We start from the raw sequence: 20,151 nt of genomic DNA, 5'->3' as shown, positions 1-20,151 counted from the left end.
AATTCAAATCTAAAAAAGCGGTAATCAAGCAATAGGGCTTATCTCCCAAAAATAGGATAAATATAAAATAAGGTGAGTTTAGCAACTCACCTTATTTTATTCTGGTCTATTCAAAAAAACAACTGGGCAGACATTTACATTAGTTTAATGACTGATTGGTATGCTGAATAAAATCATTCCACTGTTTATTCAGGTGGGCAACGGCAACCTTTTTTTCATTATCATTCATAGAAGAATAAGTAATGGAATTGAAAACCAATTTTTTCAGGGCTTTCACATCCAGCTCCCAATAGACAAAAGCAACCCAGAAATCATAGCTGAGTCCTTCATATCCATATACCGACGGATCATCACTGTTTATGGAACACTGTACTCCATTACTTAATAACACTCTTGCCGGATGATTCCTCAAGTCACTGACGTATCCTAAAATCTGGTTACTGATTGGGCTTACCTCAACCAGTTTATTCTGTTTTTTGATCAGCTCCATTGTCTTCGGAAAATAGATCAGGTTTAAACCGTGACCAATTCTTCGGTTATTCAACAATGAAGTATCAAAAACATTTTTATTAAAGACCGAATTACTTTCACCGGCATGGAGGAAAAGAGGCATTTCTACGCCATATTTTTTACTAAGTCCGTCCAATGCGGTCCAGTTTTTCTCAAAGAAAGAAATACTATGGCCTGCCGCTTCATCTGCAACAAGATCAAAACCGGAAATCATATCCGGAAATTCTTTTTTAAGTTCAAAAGCTGTTTCAAGCTGCTTTTCAATACTTTGAGGATCTAAAAACTTAAAACTTGAATAAATGAGTTTCAGGCTGAACTGAGGGTCTGATTTCTGTACTTCTTTAACGATATCCTGCAGGTCGGTAATCGATTTCTTTACAGGGTATTTTCCATGTTGGAAATCATAAAGCTCTTCAAAAACATATCGGATTTCCACATGCTGTACTTTATCTTTCGCCAGATCCTGGAAACCTTTCAGATAATATTCTTTAAAGAAAGGACGGTAAGGCAACAGCAGATTGATGCGTTGAAAACGTTTTTCAAACTCAATCCAATAGTTGGTATAGGTACATAATTTATCCCGCTTCAGAGTGAGACGCTCCAATAACTCTTTTTCAAAATGAGGATCCGAAAGAAGTTTTTTATCAAGACTGACGAATCCTTGGGGAACTTTCCCATTTTCAAAAAAAGCCAGCTGACCTACAATAAACTTATCATTATCTTTTTGGTCATAGACATAACATTCTTTATACTTTCTTGCCGCTGCAATCACCCATTTCATATCGGTAACTCCTCCACTGTGGGTATGCAGCAGACCACCTTTAGGCATCGTTTGAAAAACTTTATACAGCTTACTGTCTTCTATCAACGGTTTTAATTCGTTAAAAGAGCTGTTATATAAAGGGATCTTCTGTTTCTCTGTTTCGTTAAGGAATTGTTTTCGTAGTTCAAATAATTTTTTATCCAATGTAAGTTCAGCATCAGATAAGTGTATATCGGCATCAAAAGCCAGTGCTTTATTATCTTTTTCTAACAACATCCAGTTCTGCTCATAGGTGGGTTTTTCAACCACCTTAGTTTGGCATCCGAACAAAGGAAATCCAAAAAGCAGGATATAAGTAGAATATTTTCTCATCATAATAGTAAGGGTTCACGTTACACAATTGATCACGAATATCAATTGTACAAATAAAATCATCATCAAAAATATAATTAATTTTACAAAAATACTCTCAATACCTCCTAAAAATGGGCTTAATTTTTATACCGACTCTTTTCATATCATCATTTCTTTTATGGTAATCATCGATATTTCAAGCTTTCATAGATCAATGGATTCTTTTAAAAATGCTGATCAAAATTTAATGCTTAGATTTATTCAATGAACATTTTTTACAAAAAAAATAATAGGGGCACGCTCTTTCTCTATCCTGATATGCAGTGCATTAGGGTCGGCAGCCTTTTCGCAAACAAAATCCTACACTCCGGTTTCCCGGGAACTCTATCATACCATTATGGAAAGGGACAGCACACTTTTCAGTGCTGCCAACAGTGGAGATATCGACAAACTCAAAACCTTTTTCACCAAAGACCTTGAATTTTTCCATGATACCGGTGGATTGGCTGGATACGAAGAAACCGTTGATAATTTCCTAAAGGTTGCTAAAAACTATGCCTATACCAGGAGAATACTTGTGCCCGGTACCGTAGAAGTATATCCTGTTAAAGATTACGGAGCTATTCAATCGGGGGTACATCAGTTTTGTCGTCTGGAAAATGGAGTTTTAACCCATTGTGGAACGTTCAAATTTGTTCATATCTGGAAGCATACTGATGAAGGCTGGATGATCTCAAGAGTGGTAAGCTATGGACATTAAAGTATTTTCATTTTATTCTTCCATTAGACCCAACATATCCTGATTCCTTTATACAAACATCCTATCCTGAGCTTTTAATCCTCATCTCATTTAATGAAAAGAATTTCTGAATTTTAGCGGCGAAAGATTCGTTTTATTTTTAAACAGTTTTGTAAAAGACTGGGGATGCTCAAAGCCTAAATCATATGCAATCTCACTTATGGATTCATCTGTTGTAGAGAGTTTTTCTTTGGCTTTTTCAATCAATTTATCCTGAATCAGTTGCTGTGTACTTTGCCCTGTAAGCGTGGTAAGCATCCGGCTCAGGTAATTGGGAGAAATATTCAGCTTTTGGGCGATATACTGCACGGTGGGTAATCCTTTTGAAACCGGAGCATTATCATTGAAATATTCATTCAACACCTCCTCCAGGCGATTAAGAACGTGATGGTTGATAATTTTTCTGGTTATAAACTGACGTTCATAAAACCTTTCGGAATAATTGAGCAGGGTTTCTATATGTGAAATAATAATATTTTGACTGAACTTATCAAGAGTAGCCCGATATTCCTGTTCAATATTTTCTATAATTTCATTGATTGTTTTTTCCTCTTTTTTGGAAAGAAATAAAGCTTCATGTACTGAATAGTCAAAAAAATCATATTGCCTGATCTCTTTTGCCAGAGGGGTATTCCAAAGGAAATCAGGATGAATCAGCAGCATCCACCCGGATTGCTTTTCCTGAAGAGCGGGTTCAGTTTCAATCCGGAAGACCTGATTGGGAGAAATAAAAAACATGGTGCCTTCATCAAAATCATATTCCAGCTGTCCATATTTCAATTGACCATTGATTCCTATTTTAAGAGAAATCATATAAAAATCAAATACCCAGTTGGCCTCACCAATATCTTCAGGCCGGATAACGGTACTATAATCAACCACACTCACCAGGGGATGTTCGGGATGAGGCAAACCTCTTGACCGGTGAAATTCAGTAATGGTTTTTATTCTTTTTGTAATCCGCTGTTCCATAAGGATAAAGTTACTAATTTGTGGTGATTTGCAGCAGCATTGCAGTCTCAACCTTATCCATCATGTATTGAGACTGCCGGTGATGCGCTATGTATTATTCATTTTGATAGGCAGCAGCAAATTCTTTAGCAAAATCTGCCAGCTTTATTTTTCCTAAAACAGGTTTCTGTTGATAATAGTCTTCGTATAATATACCACTCCCCTGTGCTGCCTGGGTTTCTACAAAACCTCTTGCCACCTGCTCATTGAATCCGATATCCACCCAATGATTGAATAATTCCTCATCCGGAATGATTTGCCATTGTAAATCCGGCTTAGCAATAGCCTCTCCCAAAGCGTTCACAATTTCATTGGGAGATACCTCATCGCTGGCTACGTAACGAACACTTCTTCCTTCAAAGGGTTTTTCAATTTCTTCTGCAATAGCTTCTGCAATATCCAATGGGGAAACCCAGGGTTCTTTTTTATCGCCTCCCCAGTTGGAAACAATCGCTCCTTTGTTTCTGATGCCGGTAATCATGGAAAACAGATTGAAGTAAATACCCACCGGGCGAATAAATTTAATAGAAATAGCCTCCGCCAATTCTCTGAGTATCTGCTCTACATCATAATGAAAAACAATGATACCTGTTCCTTTGTCGGTATGTGCGCCAATACTGCTGAGATGTATGATTTTTTGAACACCGGACCGTTCAACAGCTTTTTTGTAGTTGTGCCCTATCCTACTGATCTCACCAATGAAATCAATACTCTTATCAAATAGATCTCCCACGGCCTCCATAGTTTCCATTAAATAAACAATATCTGCCCCTTCAAATGTTTTGGTCAGAAAATCTACATCAAACATATTTCCTACAGCAGCTTTTGCTCCCAGCATCTCAATAGCGGATACTCTTTCTGTAGTACTGGTGATAACGGTTACCGAATGTCCTTTTCGTACGAGCTCTTCTGTAAGTGGTTTTCCAATGTTCCCGATGGAACCTGTTAAAACAATATTCATTTTTATCTATTTTTTGTTGATGTAAAATTCTGAATACCGCTTAAAACAGACTTCGCTCAATCTCACTTCTTCTTAGCCAAAAACAAACTCATCTCATTCCCATAAAATAAACAAAAAGTCTACAAAAACAATAGACTTTTATTATTAAGATTTATTCACACCATATAAGAAGCTTAATAGAGACTTTATCTCGCATTTCAACGAAATAAATAACTTACTGATTTAAAATATATTACATTTAAAATCCATACTTCAAATACTTAAATCCCCATTACCCTACTAAATTAGTAGACTTATATGATATATCTCATATCCCCTATTGATAAGGATTTACAAATAATTAAATAATTTTGACACAGTTAAAAAAAATAAACTTTATTCTCATGAATAAAAATTACTCCGATACTTACCTGTTCACCATCGTCGATAGGATGTCTGCCCAACATAACCGCAGTGCATATCTATGTCTTTCACAGCACGATCATACTTCTCAAAATATGTGTTTTGAATTTTCGATGTGTACAATGATGATGTCATAACTTCACATACACAATCTGATACTGTAGGGCCTTTTATTTCAAGGCTTAACTAACCCTGTACCCATTATAAGCTTTTCACTGGAACCTCCCCAAAAAGGGAGGCCGGGACTTCTTATTCCTTAACTGGAAGTACAGGCCGTCATATCCTACGATTTTAAACTTAAAGATGATAATATAATGAGAAAAAAACAATGCAAACTTGGTGTATTGGCTGTGCTTTTATTCGCAGAATATGGCTTTGCACAAAGTAAAGACAGCCTCTCCAAAGAAACCTCGATCAAAGAAGTGGTGGTGGTAGCCTTTGGAAAACAGAAAAAAGAAGAGATCACCGGATCTGTACAGTCCTTAAAAGCTAAAGACCTGTCTAACCTTCAAAACGGAAACATTCTTCAGGGAATTGGTGGAAAGGTTGCCGGTGTACAGGTAATCTCTTCAGGACAACCCGGCTCACAGCCAACTATAAGAATGAGAGGAATAGGTTCTATTAACGCCTCCAGTGATCCACTCATCGTTCTGGACGGTATCCCCTACAGCGGAAACCTCAACAGTATTGCAGCCTCAGATATTGAAAGTATTTCCTTTCTTGAAGATGCTTCTTCCAATGCTTTATACGGATCAAGAGGAGCCAACGGTGTTATTATTGTCAACACCAAAAGAGGCAAAACGAAGGGGTTACATATTGAAGCTGATGTGAGAACCGGGGTTAATTTCAGATCTATTGAAGATTATTCGGTTTATACCTCTCCACAGGATTATTATACCGCATACTATAACAGGGCGAGGATTGGAGAAGTGGCAAGACTCCAGCAACCGGGTGCTATACCTTCTGCTGCCAGTCCTCATGCTGCGGGATTGGCTGCTTTAAGCAAACTGGGATACAATGTTTACAACACTCCTTTTAATCAGCTGATTACAAAAGACGGTCAATTTAATCCGGATGCTCAGTTATTGTATCAGGATAACTGGAAAAAGCTGCTGTTCAAACCTGCCCTAAGAAGGGAAGCTACTGTAGGAATCAGTGCCAATGGTGATCAGGTAAAATCTTATACGTCCTTAAACTACCTGGATGATAAAGGCTATCTTATCTCCTCCGGATTTGAAAGGTTTGGGATAAGATCCAACCTGGACTATTCTATTACCTCAAAACTAAAATTAACGACAGCCCTTTCTTATACTTACAGCAAGCAGGATTTTGGAGAATCAGGTGGTTTTTCCAATCCTTTTCAGTTTGCCAGAAATATATCTCCTTTTTATCCTGTTTTCCTCAGAGATAATAATTATCAACAGCTCTACGACACTAATGGAAATGCTCTGTATGATTATGGTGACGGGCAAGGTCCTAACGGAGCTACAAGGTCTTATGCTGTGTTTGAAAATCCGGTGGGCAATCTCCAAAAGGATAAATCTCAAACCACCAGCAATATTACGAATATCAACCTGGGGTTAAACTATGAAATCATTAAAGGATTGGACTTTACTTATAATTTCGGAGCTTATCTTGAGAATGTCACCAACCTTCAGTTTGGAAATACAGAAGGAGGTACATCATCATCCGTGGGCGGTACTATTTCCAAAGGTTCAATTTTCAAATATACCCTGAATCATCAGCAGTTGCTTACCTATCAAAAGAAATTAGGCAATCATAGTTTCAACATCCTTGTAGGCCACGAATTAAACAAAATAAAAAATGAAGGATTTTCCGGATCAAAACAACAACTTTTATTACCGAATTCATTGTCTTTTGATAATGCCGTAAAAATAACAGACCTGTCCGGGAATGGCTATGAGTATGCTGTAGAAGGGTATTTCTCCAGATTACTCTATAATTATGACGGTAAATATTTCTTTAATGCCAATGTACGAAGAGATGGCTCTTCTGTTTTTTCTCCGGAAAGCAGATGGGGAAATTTCTATGGATTGGGAGTAGCATGGAATGTGGCCAAAGAAAACTTTCTTAAAGATAATGCGCTGATCAATTCTTTAAAGTTAAAAGCTTCCTACGGACAGCAGGGAAATGACAACATCCTGTTAGACGGGACCAATAGGGATTATTATGCGTATCAGGATATCTATGGGATCAACAATTTTGGGGATGACAAGCCTGTGCTATCCCTCAAAAAGCAAGGAAACAAAGATTTAAAATGGGAAACTTCCAAGAATCTGAATGCCGGTGTTGAAATCTCCCTGTTGAAAAACAGGATTACCTTAAATGCTGATTATTTTGAAAGGAAAGTCTCAGATATGATTTATACGCTTCCTCTTCCTCCCTCCAATGCCGGATCTTATGTAAAATACGGAAATATAGGAGACATGACAAACAGAGGTGTACAGGCTAATATCAATGTGGATGTTCTTCGTACCGATGATTTCCAATGGAATATCTACGCCAATGCGACCCATTATAAAAATACAATTACCAGATTACCTGCTGAACAGAGAAATACGGGTCTTGTCAGCGGCCTGTTTATTTTGGCGGAAGGCGGTGACAGATATACCTACTACCTTAAAGAGTTTGCCGGTGTAAACCCCAATAACGGGGATGCCTTATGGTACCGTACAGTCATCAACCCAACCACTCAAAAGGAAGAAAAAACCATAACCAATAATTATAAGGAGGCTACAGACTACAATACTGGAAAATCAGCTATTCCTAAAGTGTATGGTGGTTTTGGAACAGATGTAACCTATAAGAGATTGAACCTGTCTGTTAATTTTGCTTATCAGTTTGGCGGCTATGGGTATGATGATATTTACAGAAGCTTATTCCATTCGGATACCTATGCCTCTAACTACTCTACGGATCTGGATAAAACATGGACTCCTGAAAACCCCGGTGCAGCTTTACCAAGAGTGGACCTGACATCAACCAATCAGAATGGAAATTCAACACTCTATCTTATCAAATCAGATTACATCAGCCTTCAGGATGTTACGCTGTCTTATCAGCTGCCTGATGATTTTGCAGGACAGGCTGGTTTATCCGGTTTAAAAGTTTACCTCACAGGAAACAACCTCTACCTATGGTCCAAGAGAAAAGGATATGATCCCAGAACTTCATTAACCGGAGTTTCAGATTCATACAAATATTCTACGCTATCAAGTGTCTCTCTCGGCTTTAAACTAACATTTTAAAAGAACTTATGAAAACAATAAAATACTTTATAACTGCTATAAGCATCGGATTGATAGCGCATAGCTGCTCCAGTGACCTCAATACGCTGCCGGAAGGCGATATATCCGGAGAGCAATTAAATAATGACTCATCAAGCCCTGAAAAAATATTGGGCGGAATCTATCTTGATCTCCGAAGCAATGGAGCCGGAGGAACGACCTCTCATTCCGATTTTGGGATTATGGGAATAAAAGCAGGTGCAGACCTGATGTCCAATGATGTTATACAGTCTACCAATCAGCATTTGGGAATGTTTTATAATTATGAGGCAACCAATGCCAGCAATTCTGCCTCAGAAATTGTATGGACCACTTTTTATGCAAGAATATTTGTAATCAATAAGCTTCTTGATGATCTGAAAAATGATACGGGTACCAAAAACAGAGCTATTAAAGGGCAACTGCTTGCATTAAGAGCCTATTCCTATCTTTATTTGGTACGTTTTTATGCTAACAGCTACAAAGAACATCAGTCGGAACCCGGCGTTCCTTTAGTCCTGACAAGCAGTAACCCAAGCCAGGGACTTCCAAGATCAACCGTTTCAGAAGTATATGGGCAAATTGTTAAAGATATTGAAGAGTCTATTGTCCTTCTGGATACTTTTGCCCGCCCTTCTAAAGCTCAGATTGATCAGAGGACAGCTAAGGCTATTGCTGCTGAAGTATTTTTGGAAACAGGAAATTATGCTAAATCTGCCCAATATGCAGAAGAAAGTAAACAGGGTATTGCCCTGATGACAGAAAACGACTATACCACTACCGGATTCTCTACTGTCAGCAATCCCGAAGCAATATGGGGGTTCCACAATACCATATCCACTATGAGTATCGGGAATTATTATGCTTCTTTCTTCTCTATGTTTGATAATACCAATGAAGGCTATGCCGGAGCTGCGCAGATCCGTAAACTGATAGACAAACGTCTTTATGATGCTATTCCGGAAACGGATTACCGGAAAAAAGTTTTCAATGGCAGCCAAAGTGCTTCATATACTTTTAATGGAAAAACCAAAAACTATCCTGCCTATGTAAGCTGGAAGTTTAAAGATCCTAGTCTTTTTGAGGGCGATTATATCTATATCAGAGCTTCCTCGCTTTACTATATAGAAGCTGAAGCCCTTGCCAGACAGGGAAGAGAAGCCGAGGCCAGACAGGTATTATTTGAGATTTCATCCAAAAGAGATAAGGCATACACCCTTTCTTCAAAAACAGGAAATGAACTGATCAGTGAAATTATCCTTCAAAAAAGAATAGAGCTTTGGGGAGAAGGCTACGCCTGGTTTGATATGAAAAGATTAAATACCCCATTGGAAAGGATATACCCGGGAACGAACCATACTTTCGGAAGGTTTAATCTATCACCGGACAAATTCAGGTTTCAGATCCCTAATAAAGAAATCAATAACAACCCACAGATTACCCAGAATCCGTAAATAAAGTCACATTCATATCAATCATATTTTGTATCTAGAACAGGTTTTTCCTGTTCATTAAACCGAATAGCACCATTTTCATTAAATGGTGCTATTCTATTATAATGATAAATGTTCTTAATTTCCTACCTCTGATCAGTCAAACCTGATAAACATCTGATCAAAATTCATGGTCATTGTATTAAACTGACGGATCACGTCCTGCCCAATATTTCCGTAAACCGTTTCTTTATTAATTTTGGTTGTTAGCACACTTACATTCTCAAGAGGAATTTTCTTATCCAGGATATGAAAAGTATGATTGATCTTAAATCCGTCATATTCAATTTTCCCACCGGCTCCCCCCATGCTGATCTTAGTCATCTGATACTGCCTGTCAATATTTTTTTTATTCTCCTGATAAAAAGGGGCATACAAAATGGTATGGTCTGCTCCCGTATCGAATGAAAAATGTTTCCCATCGATAAAAATAAGGGGAGATAATCCGTCAATAGCCAGATTGGAGACTGTATTTATTTTCGTTTCTGTGTCTGGCACTATAAAGTAATCGTCCTTAGTCAGCTGAACTTCTTTTAATGCTTCGATCACAGGAAAACCGAGGATACCATTGATCTGGTATTTGATTTGAGGAAAACTGAGTGCGCTATCTGCAAACACCAGAAATACAGCATTTTCAACGGTAATATTTCCAAGAACCAGTTTTTTGCAGACTGCAAGATCAGCTTTAACAGAAATACCGGTAATGGCATCTACATCAATAGCAGCCGGAATGATCTTCATATGTAAACGCTGGGCCGCTGAAGTTGAAATTGTAGAAATATTGGCACCCGTATCAAAAATAAAGTTCATGGTACCTTCTCCTATATCCACTTTCAGGTTTTTCAACCCTGCCGCATCTTTTTCCATTTTCAAACGAGTTGAACCGTTCATGACAATTTTCTGACGGGGCTCATTTTCCAGCGCGGTCCAGATTTTCAGATTATTCTTAAGGTCATCCTTTTCATCTTGTGTAAGTAGCCTGTCATATTGTTGAAGAGTCCCCTGTACCGCTTTTTTAGCTCCGGCATAATCATACTGTTTCATACAGTTATCTTCTTTTATACGCCCTATTTTAAGCATCAGGGAATCCGGAAATGAAGGCTTCAACATTTCCAGCTTTGCAATTTTCAGGTTAGATTCTTGAGGTTTGTTAAATGCATTATCAAGTACCGCTTCTGTAAAATACTGATATTCCACAGGCAGTTTTTTCTTATGCGCAGCAAAAGATGTACGGGCTTCAAAAAAATTCTTTTGCTTCATTTGACCGTATATCATATCAAATGCAGAAGCAGGTGTCTGCCCGAACCCTGTAAAAGAAATACATAACAAAGCAAACAACATTGCTGTATGTATTGTTTTTATTTTTCTGAATGATTCTGTTTTTAACAGCCTGCTTAATGTATTCTTCATTGTAATAGTGATCATGTATTGAGTTTTATCTGACTTGCTAATTTATTAATTCTGCTCATGTTATAACGTAAAAATTCCTCTAAAATGATATTCAGACAAAATACAGAAAACTAATACCACGACAGTTACAACAAAGTAAATTGACGCTTACAACAAAATGAAAAGAATAAATCCGGAATACCTTTGCTGTATAACATTTAAATACCAAAACAATGCAAAACAGTAATTATCAGGGTACAATGCAAAAGCCTATTATTTCAGGGTTTAATGCACAGTCGACAGCAGAGGAAGTGATCAAAGGGATTGATCTTACGGGAAAGATCGCCATTGTTACCGGAGGAAATACAGGTATCGGCCTGGAAACGACTAAAATTTTGGCTGCAGCGGGAGCAACAGTTATTATCCCTGCACGGAATATACAAAAGGCCGTAGAAAACCTGAAGGGAATTGAAAACGTAGAAATCGAGCCTATGAATCTCATGAATCCCTCGTCTATTGATGATTTTGCCCAAAAATTTATCGCATCCGGAAGGTCTCTTCACCTGCTGATCAATAATGCAGGTATTATGTGGGTACCTTTACGTAAAGATGAACGGGGTATTGAGTCTCAGCTGGCTACAAATTACCTCGCTCAGTTTCAGTTAACAGCAAGGCTATGGCCGGCTCTTAAAAATGCCCAGGGAGCCAGAGTGGTTAATGTATCATCACAAGGACATCAGTTTGCTCCTTTCAACTTTGAAGATCCTAATTTCCTTACCCGTGAATATGAAACTCTTCAGGGATATGGGCAATCTAAAACAGCAGTGAATCTTTTTTCTCTTGAATTGGATAACCGGGCAAGATCAGCAGGAGTAAGAGTATATTCTCTACATCCGGGATCAATTGCCGGTACAGAACTGGGAAGAGAAGCTCCCCTGGAACTTTTCCAAAAAATGGGATTGGCAGACGCTCACGGGAATATTCCTGAGGAAATACTCTCTACCTTAAAAACAATTCCTCAGGGTGCTGCCACAACAGTATGGTGTGCTACCAGCCCACAACTTAATGCTATCGGAGGAGTCTACTGTGAAGATACGGATATTGCCCCATTAGCACTTGAAAATGCAATAACAAAAGGGGTAAAACCCTATTCTTTGGATCAATCCAGTGCCATCCGTTTATGGGATTGGAGTGAGAAAATAACAGGCATCCGTTTTCCGGTTGAATAAGGCAAAAAAGACACTGCAAAATGTATTATATTTATTAGTCTAAAAATATCATGAGCCATGGATCATATTTCAAAATACCTGACAAAGGAGATCAAATTATCCTGCTATGAGGATAAACTATTCAAGTCAGATCTTATGTTTGATGATCATATGCTGGTCTGGTTTATTTCAGGTGAAACCAAAATCATACAGGCAGACAAAACGTATTACTTCCATGCCGGCGATACTTTTTTAATTCCCCGAAATCAGTTAGCTACAGTTGTCAACTATCCTAAGGACGGGCTACCTCATAAAACAGTCGTCCTCCATCTCTCGGTAGAACGCCTGAAGCATTATTATGAAAAAATTGATCTACCTAAACCCATACGGCCGGAGCAATGTATTTACAGTTTTAATAACCATCCGCTACTGAAAAGTTATTTAAACTCTCTGCTTCCTTATTTTGAAATGGAGGAAACCTTTCCTGAACATATTGCTTCCCTTAAAATAACCGAAGCAATAGCCATCCTCAGATCGGTAAATCCTGATGTAGATAAAGTTCTTGCCCATTTCGATGCCCCGGGAAAAATAGATCTTATCCATTTTATGGAACGGAACTTCATGTTCAATATGCCTTTGGAAAAACTTGGATACCTCACGGGTCGCAGCCTGTCTACTTTTAACCGGGATTTTAAAAGGCATTTTAACAATACTCCCCAGAAATGGCTGATTGCCAAAAGGCTTGAACTGGCCTATTACCAGCTGTCAGAAAAGAACAGAAAACCCAAAGACGTTTTCCTTGAAGTAGGATTTGAGGACCTCTCCCACTTTTCTTTTGCTTTTAAAAAGAAATATGGAATATCGCCAACACAGCTTAAACCAGGCTTACCATAAAACGTATCTCTTCAGATGAATAGGACTGTTTTTATTTGAAGTCTTAATTTCTGCTGTTTTCCTGGCATTATAGAAGTTAAATCCCCAAAAAGTATTTCTATTTGGGGATTTTTATTGTTAATGATAATTGGCATTCAACAGTTTGTATTTAAGTCTCGAAAATGGTTTTTCAATGAGGAATCTGTATAGCAATCCTCCTCCAATGCAGGCAAAAAAACAGATCATAAGGCTTATATTGTCTGAAGTTTGAATTCCCAAATTATCCAGGCCGCTTTGTACCATGTGGATAATTCCTTTATGTGAAAGATATATGGCATAAGATAAAGCAGCCAGCTGCGTGGTAGTATAGCATCTGTACCGGGAAAGAAATGAAGATTCAGATACAGCAGACATTACCAGTATTCCGTAACTAACAGCCACCAAAGTAAATCCAAAGACAGAAGCTTCTTTTGAACCCTGCTCATTACAAACCCAGAATGAAACACCCAACAGTACCAATCCCAGGAAAAAAAACGTATTTCCATGATGATGAACAAATCTCTTAAATACTGATGAATACTGCATTAAATAGCCAATAAACACACCTATTCCCAGACCATCTAACCGGGTATACGTAGGATAATAGATTTTCATATACCACAAACGCCAGAATTCCATAGAATTACTATCAACAGAAACTAAAAACTGATTCCACATAAAGAATCTGAGTACCAAAGAAAAAGGGATCAGGAGAATAATTAAAACAGCCAGATATTGAAACAGCTTGATCCGCTTTACCATCAAAAGAGACAAAGGAAGGAGAAGGTAAAATTGCTCTTCAATACACAATGACCATGCGTGGGAAAATGTACCCTGATCAATAACATTCAATCCAAAATTCTGGGTAAAGGAAATAAACTTCCATAGAGGCGGCAGTGCTTCCCTCTCTCTGAAAAAAGGAAAAATAAAATACAGCAACAGGGTAACCCCATAAGGTGGAATAATCCTGAAAAAACGTTTAATATAAAATATTTTCAGACTGATGGTCTGCTTATTTTCTATTTCTTTAAACAGCTGGCTTGCTATTAAAAAACCACTTAAAACAAAAAAAAGATCAACACCCGTCCAGCCGAATCGGCCAATATTGTCAATCCATGCCGGGTGCGTGAATGCCCTATAATGATACATTAAAACCAATACAATGGCCACGGATCTCAGGTGATCCAACCCATACAACCTTTCCGACTGTTCTTTCATTTCATTTTTTTGCAAATGTTGTCAGATTCCGGAATACTTTTTACCGTGACATTTGGAAAACAGCTCAACTGATGTCAACAGTACAATAAGTCTTCTGAATATCAAATAAGGTTGTTCATCTCCAATTGATCGTCGTCAGCAACATTTTTCGTCAGCTCTACTTTAGATTTTATATTTTTGAAGATGAAAAATGAGTCAGAGGTTCATATCAGACGTACCCTATATTTCCAGCTGTTTTTTTGGACAGCTTTATTTCTGTTTGGAACCGCAAGAAATTACGGAGAATACGATGGATTATCTTCAGACATAATTATTTATAATTTCTGTCATTGGATTTTCCAGATTATTGCCGCTAATTTTATTTATTTTATCCTCATCAGGCATTTTTTTGATAAGAAAAAATACCTTGAATGTTCAGTATTTCTTATCATCAGCCTTTATCTCCTATCAGTCATCAACAGGTTCTTTATTGTTTATATTGCCGAGCCCTTTTTTATCAATGAAACAAAAGACAGTATTTTCAGTATTTTCACAGACCTGAAATACCTTTTAATTCATTATACTTTTCCGATCATCAGCGGGGCCTTCATTTTTATTTCAATGATGTTTTTTATCCGCTACAAAGATGAAAAAGAAAAAGCAGCCAACCTGCAGAAAGAGAAAGCCGAACTGGAATTGAAAGCCCTCAAATCCCAGCTAAACCCTCACTTTCTGTTTAATACACTGAACAATATCTATTCGCTTTCCCTCAGCCATTCTGAAAAGACTTCCCAGTCCATTAGCCAGCTTTCGGATATTTTAGATTATATTTTATACAAAGGACAGAAAAAATGGGTATCCGTTTCTGATGAACTGGATATTATTGAAGATTATATCGCTCTGGAAAGTCTCCGCTACCATACGGACAGGTTACAGATAAGCAAGCAGGTCCTACTAAATTCTTCCAATACCATCCCTCCGCTTTTATATCTCAGTTTAGTAGAAAATGCTTTTAAACATGGCGCAGGAAAAAATATCCAGCAGACAGAAATAAAAATAGAAATGGAAACCAACCCCCAACATTCAGTCTTTACAATTGAAAATACTTACCATGAGGATCAGACTGATAATGAGAAAGGAATTGGCCTTCAAAATATCAAAAAACAGCTCCGGCATCATTATGATGAAAATTTTACTTTCAGAATTTCCCGGGAAAACAATATTTTTAAAGTTGAAATAATCACTCCTTCACAATATGATTAACTGTATTATCGTAGATGATGAGCCTTTGGCAGCAAAGTTACTGGAAAATCACATTTTCAGAATCGATCATTTGAAACTGATCGGGAAAGCTGACAATGCAATGGAAGCCTATAAAATGATTCAGAGTCAATCTGTAGAGCTGATGTTTCTGGATATTCAGATGCCCCACTTAAACGGAATTGATTTTTTAAGATCACTGTCTCAGAAGCCAGCCACTATTTTCACCACAGCCTACCGTGATTTTGCCATTGAAGGTTTTGAGCTGGAAGCGGTAGATTATCTTCTTAAACCCATTACTTTTGAACGCTTTTTTAAATCGGTAGAACGTATTCTAAGAAATACAGCGGCTCCTCAGGAAGATTTTATCATATTCAGGACAGAAGGAATGCAGCACAAAATTTTTCTTTCGGAAATCATTTATTTTGAGAGCCAGGGAAATGATATCAAGGTTGTTTTGGCCACAAAGGAAAGTTTTATTTCAAAGAATAAAATAACAGATCTACAAGCAACCCTCTCCTCCAAAGGTTTCATAAGAATTCACAGATCATTTTTGATCAATATTGATTTCGTTAGTGCTTTCAACACCACCGAAGTGCTTCTTGGCAATCATCATATTCCTGTTGGAAGAAGCTATCGCCAGGAATTTGACGCTTTCATATCCGCAGTGTCAAAAAACAGATTATTATAAGCTTATTGGTGAATTATCGCTTTCGTCAAAAATGCTATTTGCACCATCATTTCTTTTTTTATCATCATAAAATTCAACACTTATTTTAAATAATTTTTAATTCAACACGCTGCAAACTCATTTCCAACCTGTTTTTCAATACATTACACCCTATAATTTCTGATCTGCTTTTTTCAGAGATTCAAACAGGAGTACATTCATAAAAAAGCAATAAACAAATGATTTACAATTCATTACAAACAAACACCAATCCATAGCTCCCACAGGCAATTCCTTATGAATATCAAAAAAAAGTGTTACTTTTGTTTAACAAATAAAAATTGTTATTTAACTTTTTTATTAGTAAGTTTATGTACACCAATTTGTAAAACATTAAAATTCAATTCATGAGAAAAATAATTCTACTTATTACATGCATGTTCAGCATTTCAGTTTTCTCACAAATTAAAGTGTTGAAAAATGAGAGTTTAGTGGAAATTGGTAAAGATAATTCCGTAGGTTTATATAAAAAGGAAGATAAGTTTACAATCAATTACCAGGACTTGAACACCAGCAACCTGAATACCATCCGATCCTTCTCATTCCAAAACCTGAATGGAGATGTATCAGGACTTTATAAACTTATCATGGAAGGCTTTATAACGGCTGTTCCTGATGAAAACATCATTCTGGAACTTCCTAATGATATTATTGAGCTTCACTATGAAAAAAACTACGGTCAGCCGACGGTCCAGTTTATTCAGATCATCAACAAAAACCGAAAGTATGTCGGAAAATCTCAGTTTTTAACCCAAAAACAGGTTGAGAAAATTTTCGGTAAAACGAATGGTAAATATGCATTATATGAAAGATCTGCTGTAAATTCAAAATCAGGTGTCAATACAGCCTCTACAGCAACCCCGGGATCCACTGGTAATGGGAAGAAATCAAAAAAATAAATATTATTTAAAAATATTGTGAAACTCATTCCATCGAATGAGTTTTTTTATTTTATTTTTGCAGAAAGACATTCATTATTATGCCGCTTCAGATAATCAATTTGACTAAAAAGTTTGGGGAACAAACTGCCCTTAACAATATCAACATTTCTATTGATAAAAATGAGATCATCGGTCTTCTTGGTCCTAACGGTGCCGGAAAATCTACTTTGATGAAATCTATCGTTGGTGCATTGAAAATTGATGAAGGTGAAATTATTTTTAATGGTCAAAATATTTCTGAACATGCTATTGAAAGCAAGAAAAAAATAGGATTTCTTCCTGAAAACAATCCGCTTTACCTGGAAATGTATATCAAGGAATATCTTCAGTTTGTTGCAAACATTCATAAAATTTCCGAGGCCAGAGTTGATGAAGTGATTCAGCTTGTAGGGATCACTCCGGAAAAATCAAAAAAAATAGGTCAGCTATCTAAAGGATATAAGCAACGTGTAGGGCTGGCCCAGGCTATTATTCATCAGCCTGATTTGTTAATTTTGGATGAGCCAACCAATGGGCTTGACCCCAACCAGATTATTGAGATCAGAAATGTGGTAAAGGAAATCGGACAGCAAAAAACGGTTTTACTATCTACGCATATCATGCAGGAAGTGGAAGCTCTTTGTTCCCGTGTTATTCTGATTCATCAAGGGAATATCCTTCAGGACTGCTCTATTGATGAATTTAAGGGTAGATTTGACAGCCTGGAAGAGGCTTTTGCAAGCTATACCGCTCTATCCAACTAAAATTTACAGCTTTAAATAAGATAAATCTGCGAAAGAAATATCAACCACAAAAGTCACAAAAGATTTAGGCACTTAAGATTTAAAGTGCCTATGACACTGCTGAAAAGTACACCTAAGCTTAATGAAAAGCTTTGATTTTCTTGTGTATACAAATCTAGATTCCTTCAGAATTATAAATAACAGATTTTGTCTGTCCACTCATTTTGTCATTCCGTAGGAATCTAAGTATAGAATGTTAGCATAATAAGAAATAAAAATCTGCTTGATCTGCTCAATCCGAGAGAGAACATATCAATCACAAAAGCTTTATACACTTAAGATTTATAAAGTGACTATCACACTGCTGAAAAGTACACCTAAGCTTTTCAAAATCTACGATTTTCATAGTGAATATGACAATGGAAGCTTCTATATTCCCCTCCTCCGGAGGGGTGGCGAAAATTCGAAGAATTTTTGACGGGGTGGTTAATGATGTTAATTTGATTTTTGACCACAAACCGAAGATCCGATGTAATCAAAATTTTGATAAAAGTCTCTGATTTCATTGTGTATATGTGTTTAGATTCCTACGGAATGACAATGGCATCGGTAGACTCTATTCTCTATCTCTTATCTTGTAAGAATCTAAGCTTTCTAATTCTCTTTGCTATACTTAGCTCATCTTTTCGGATTTTTGAAGAGCATAAAGACAACTCCATTCTATCCGATACCTTATCTCTTTAAAAATGGCTTTATATTTGATGAAACTCTGATTAGTAACCAATAACCTTTAAAAATATGATTAAAAGCTTCTTATTAGGGACTTTCTGCCTGGCTCAGTTTTCTTTTGTATATGCAAAAGAAGTTCCGAATGAATCTAAAGACCACCGAGTAGTCTCTTATGCTACTTTTCAAAAAGTACCCAAAACGGTCATTATTAAAACAAAAAAATTTAAGATAAGAATTGACAAACAGCCCAACGGCAAGTATTTGTATCAGTCATGGAATGCAAATGCTAAAATCACGGCAAAACCAAGTATGATCATCAGTGATGGTGAACTGGTTCCTGACGGTACAGGAGGAAACTATTATATTGACTTTAATAATCAGGGGTACAGTTATCAGGTTTGGAGAAACTATCTTACCGATTCACCTAAAAAAGCACCCTACACCCTTACTGTAAATGACGAAAATGGTCGTGAAATTGTACGTGAGGACGGGCAGGTAGTTAAAAACTAAGAATAGATGCAACGTGGATTTCAATCCATAAAGCATATTTCCTTTACGTTGTATCAGATAAAATCCTGCATGATGAATGCAGGATTTATTTTTATGTTCCTAATTTTTTGAGCTCCGTCTGATACTGGCTGGCTTCAAAACTTTCTGCAGCGGATTTATACCCAATATCAAAAATTTCCTCCAGCCTGTCTTTTCTACGCTCAAACATTCCGTATGTTGACAGCTTCTGTGAAGTAATAAACCAGTCACAATACTCAAACTTCACTTTTTCGATCCTATAGGAAAGAAGGTCATAAGAACGTGAAACAATGGCTTTAATTGATTTTAAATCATTAATATTGGTATCATGAGGCGGTGATACAAAAACTCCGATAAGCTTGTCGCATTCGTCTCTGATAATGTCTGCCGGAAAATTATTGAGCACTCCTCCGTCACAATACATTTCTTCATCAATGATGTAAGGTGTTGTGATTCCGGGAATCGAACAAGAGGCAATAATAGCATCTACTATTTCAAAATTTTCATCAAAAATTTTCTGCGTTCCGGAAACCAGCTCTGTGGCTACAATTTTCACTTCAATATCCAAATCCTTTAATTTCATATCGTGAAAAATAGGTTTAAGATAATTCCTGAAAATGACCGAAGAAACCAATCCTGGCTGGTTGAAGGTAAAATGTTTCCAGTTGAAAAAATAAATTGAATTGAAGAACTCGAGAATTTCTTCAGGTGTTTTGCCAACAGCATGCAGACATCCTACGATAGATCCTGCACTACAGCATGAAAGGATATCTACTTCTATGTTTTTTTCCTTCAAGAATTTTAATACTCCTGCATGGGCGATCCCTTTCGTACCACCTCCTGATAAAACAAGTCCTACTCTCTCAAAATTCATAGAATAAATGTAAGAAATCAGGCTGAGAAAATCAGATTAATTTTTATAAATATGTTGATTTTAAAATTATTTTAACAAATA

General features: G+C 37.0%; 16 protein-coding genes. 10 read left to right on the top strand and 6 right to left on the bottom strand.

What is annotated here, in order from left to right:
• Positions 1-139: 139 nt before the first annotated feature.
• On the bottom strand, positions 140-1,648 hold the full coding sequence (locus DRF57_RS06060) for an amidohydrolase family protein (RefSeq protein WP_115917438.1): 1,509 nt from the start codon (positions 1,646-1,648) through the stop codon (positions 140-142).
• Between the two features lie 376 nt (positions 1,649-2,024).
• Here DRF57_RS06060 and DRF57_RS06050 point away from each other — a divergent pair, with 376 nt between their 5' ends.
• Complete coding sequence (locus DRF57_RS06050) at positions 2,025-2,387, top strand: nuclear transport factor 2 family protein (protein ID WP_115917436.1); 363 nt, start codon at positions 2,025-2,027, stop codon at positions 2,385-2,387.
• A gap of 90 nt (positions 2,388-2,477) precedes the next feature.
• Here DRF57_RS06050 and DRF57_RS06045 read toward each other — a convergent pair whose 3' ends face one another.
• Complete coding sequence (locus tag DRF57_RS06045) at positions 2,478-3,398, bottom strand: helix-turn-helix domain-containing protein (protein WP_115917434.1); 921 nt, start codon at positions 3,396-3,398, stop codon at positions 2,478-2,480.
• Between the two features lie 94 nt (positions 3,399-3,492).
• A complete protein-coding gene (locus DRF57_RS06040; protein WP_115917433.1) occupies positions 3,493-4,398 on the bottom strand; it encodes an SDR family oxidoreductase in 906 nt (301 codons plus the stop codon).
• Between the two features lie 716 nt (positions 4,399-5,114).
• Here DRF57_RS06040 and DRF57_RS06035 point away from each other — a divergent pair.
• Together DRF57_RS06035 and DRF57_RS06030 are read left to right on the top strand one after the other, a co-directional pair.
• Positions 5,115-8,069, top strand: coding sequence for a SusC/RagA family TonB-linked outer membrane protein (locus DRF57_RS06035; protein WP_115917431.1), 2,955 nt, complete (start codon positions 5,115-5,117; stop codon positions 8,067-8,069).
• An 8-nt stretch (positions 8,070-8,077) separates the two neighbouring features.
• Positions 8,078-9,541, top strand: coding sequence for a RagB/SusD family nutrient uptake outer membrane protein (locus tag DRF57_RS06030; RefSeq protein ID WP_115917429.1), 1,464 nt, complete (start codon positions 8,078-8,080; stop codon positions 9,539-9,541).
• Between the two features lie 135 nt (positions 9,542-9,676).
• Here DRF57_RS06030 and DRF57_RS06025 read toward each other — a convergent pair whose 3' ends face one another.
• Positions 9,677-11,005, bottom strand: a complete 1,329-nt coding sequence (locus DRF57_RS06025; RefSeq protein ID WP_115917427.1) for a pepsin/retropepsin-like aspartic protease family protein — start codon at positions 11,003-11,005, stop codon at positions 9,677-9,679.
• Between the two features lie 197 nt (positions 11,006-11,202).
• On the opposite strand from DRF57_RS06025, the gene DRF57_RS06020 reads away from it, so the two are divergent.
• Positions 11,203-12,198, top strand: coding sequence for an SDR family NAD(P)-dependent oxidoreductase (locus tag DRF57_RS06020; RefSeq protein WP_115917425.1), 996 nt, complete (start codon positions 11,203-11,205; stop codon positions 12,196-12,198).
• A gap of 57 nt (positions 12,199-12,255) precedes the next feature.
• Complete coding sequence (locus DRF57_RS06015) at positions 12,256-13,071, top strand: helix-turn-helix domain-containing protein (protein WP_115917423.1); 816 nt, start codon at positions 12,256-12,258, stop codon at positions 13,069-13,071.
• Between the two features lie 117 nt (positions 13,072-13,188).
• On the opposite strand, the gene DRF57_RS06010 is transcribed toward DRF57_RS06015, so the two are convergent.
• Entirely contained in the window at positions 13,189-14,307 is a 1,119-nt protein-coding gene (locus tag DRF57_RS06010; protein ID WP_115917421.1) for an acyltransferase family protein, read from the bottom strand.
• Positions 14,308-14,490: 183 nt separating this feature from the next.
• Here DRF57_RS06010 and DRF57_RS06005 point away from each other — a divergent pair, with 183 nt between their 5' ends.
• The 5 genes from DRF57_RS06005 to DRF57_RS05985 all read left to right on the top strand — a co-directional run bounded on the left by DRF57_RS06005 (position 14,491) and on the right by DRF57_RS05985 (position 19,178).
• On the top strand, positions 14,491-15,549 hold the full coding sequence (locus tag DRF57_RS06005; protein ID WP_084087325.1) for a sensor histidine kinase: 1,059 nt from the start codon (positions 14,491-14,493) through the stop codon (positions 15,547-15,549).
• Positions 15,542-16,237 (top strand): LytR/AlgR family response regulator transcription factor, encoded by a 696-nt coding sequence (locus DRF57_RS06000; RefSeq protein ID WP_115917419.1) that lies wholly within the window; start codon positions 15,542-15,544, stop codon positions 16,235-16,237. Before DRF57_RS06005 ends, DRF57_RS06000 begins: the two co-directional genes overlap by 8 nt.
• A gap of 386 nt (positions 16,238-16,623) precedes the next feature.
• Positions 16,624-17,175, top strand: coding sequence for a hypothetical protein (locus DRF57_RS05995; RefSeq protein WP_115917417.1), 552 nt, complete (start codon positions 16,624-16,626; stop codon positions 17,173-17,175).
• Between the two features lie 80 nt (positions 17,176-17,255).
• On the top strand, positions 17,256-17,960 hold the full coding sequence (locus tag DRF57_RS05990) for an ABC transporter ATP-binding protein (protein WP_047486512.1): 705 nt from the start codon (positions 17,256-17,258) through the stop codon (positions 17,958-17,960).
• Between the two features lie 777 nt (positions 17,961-18,737).
• On the top strand, positions 18,738-19,178 hold the full coding sequence (locus tag DRF57_RS05985) for a hypothetical protein (RefSeq protein WP_115917415.1): 441 nt from the start codon (positions 18,738-18,740) through the stop codon (positions 19,176-19,178).
• Positions 19,179-19,269: 91 nt separating this feature from the next.
• On the opposite strand, the gene DRF57_RS05980 is transcribed toward DRF57_RS05985, so the two are convergent.
• Complete coding sequence (locus DRF57_RS05980; protein ID WP_084087317.1) at positions 19,270-20,070, bottom strand: patatin-like phospholipase family protein; 801 nt, start codon at positions 20,068-20,070, stop codon at positions 19,270-19,272.
• Between the last annotated feature and the right edge of the window lie 81 nt (positions 20,071-20,151).

This window comes from Chryseobacterium rhizosphaerae, from assembly GCF_003385455.1.
Classification (GTDB): domain Bacteria; phylum Bacteroidota; class Bacteroidia; order Flavobacteriales; family Weeksellaceae; genus Chryseobacterium; species Chryseobacterium rhizosphaerae.
This window is presented reverse-complemented; position numbering and strand designations above follow the sequence as displayed.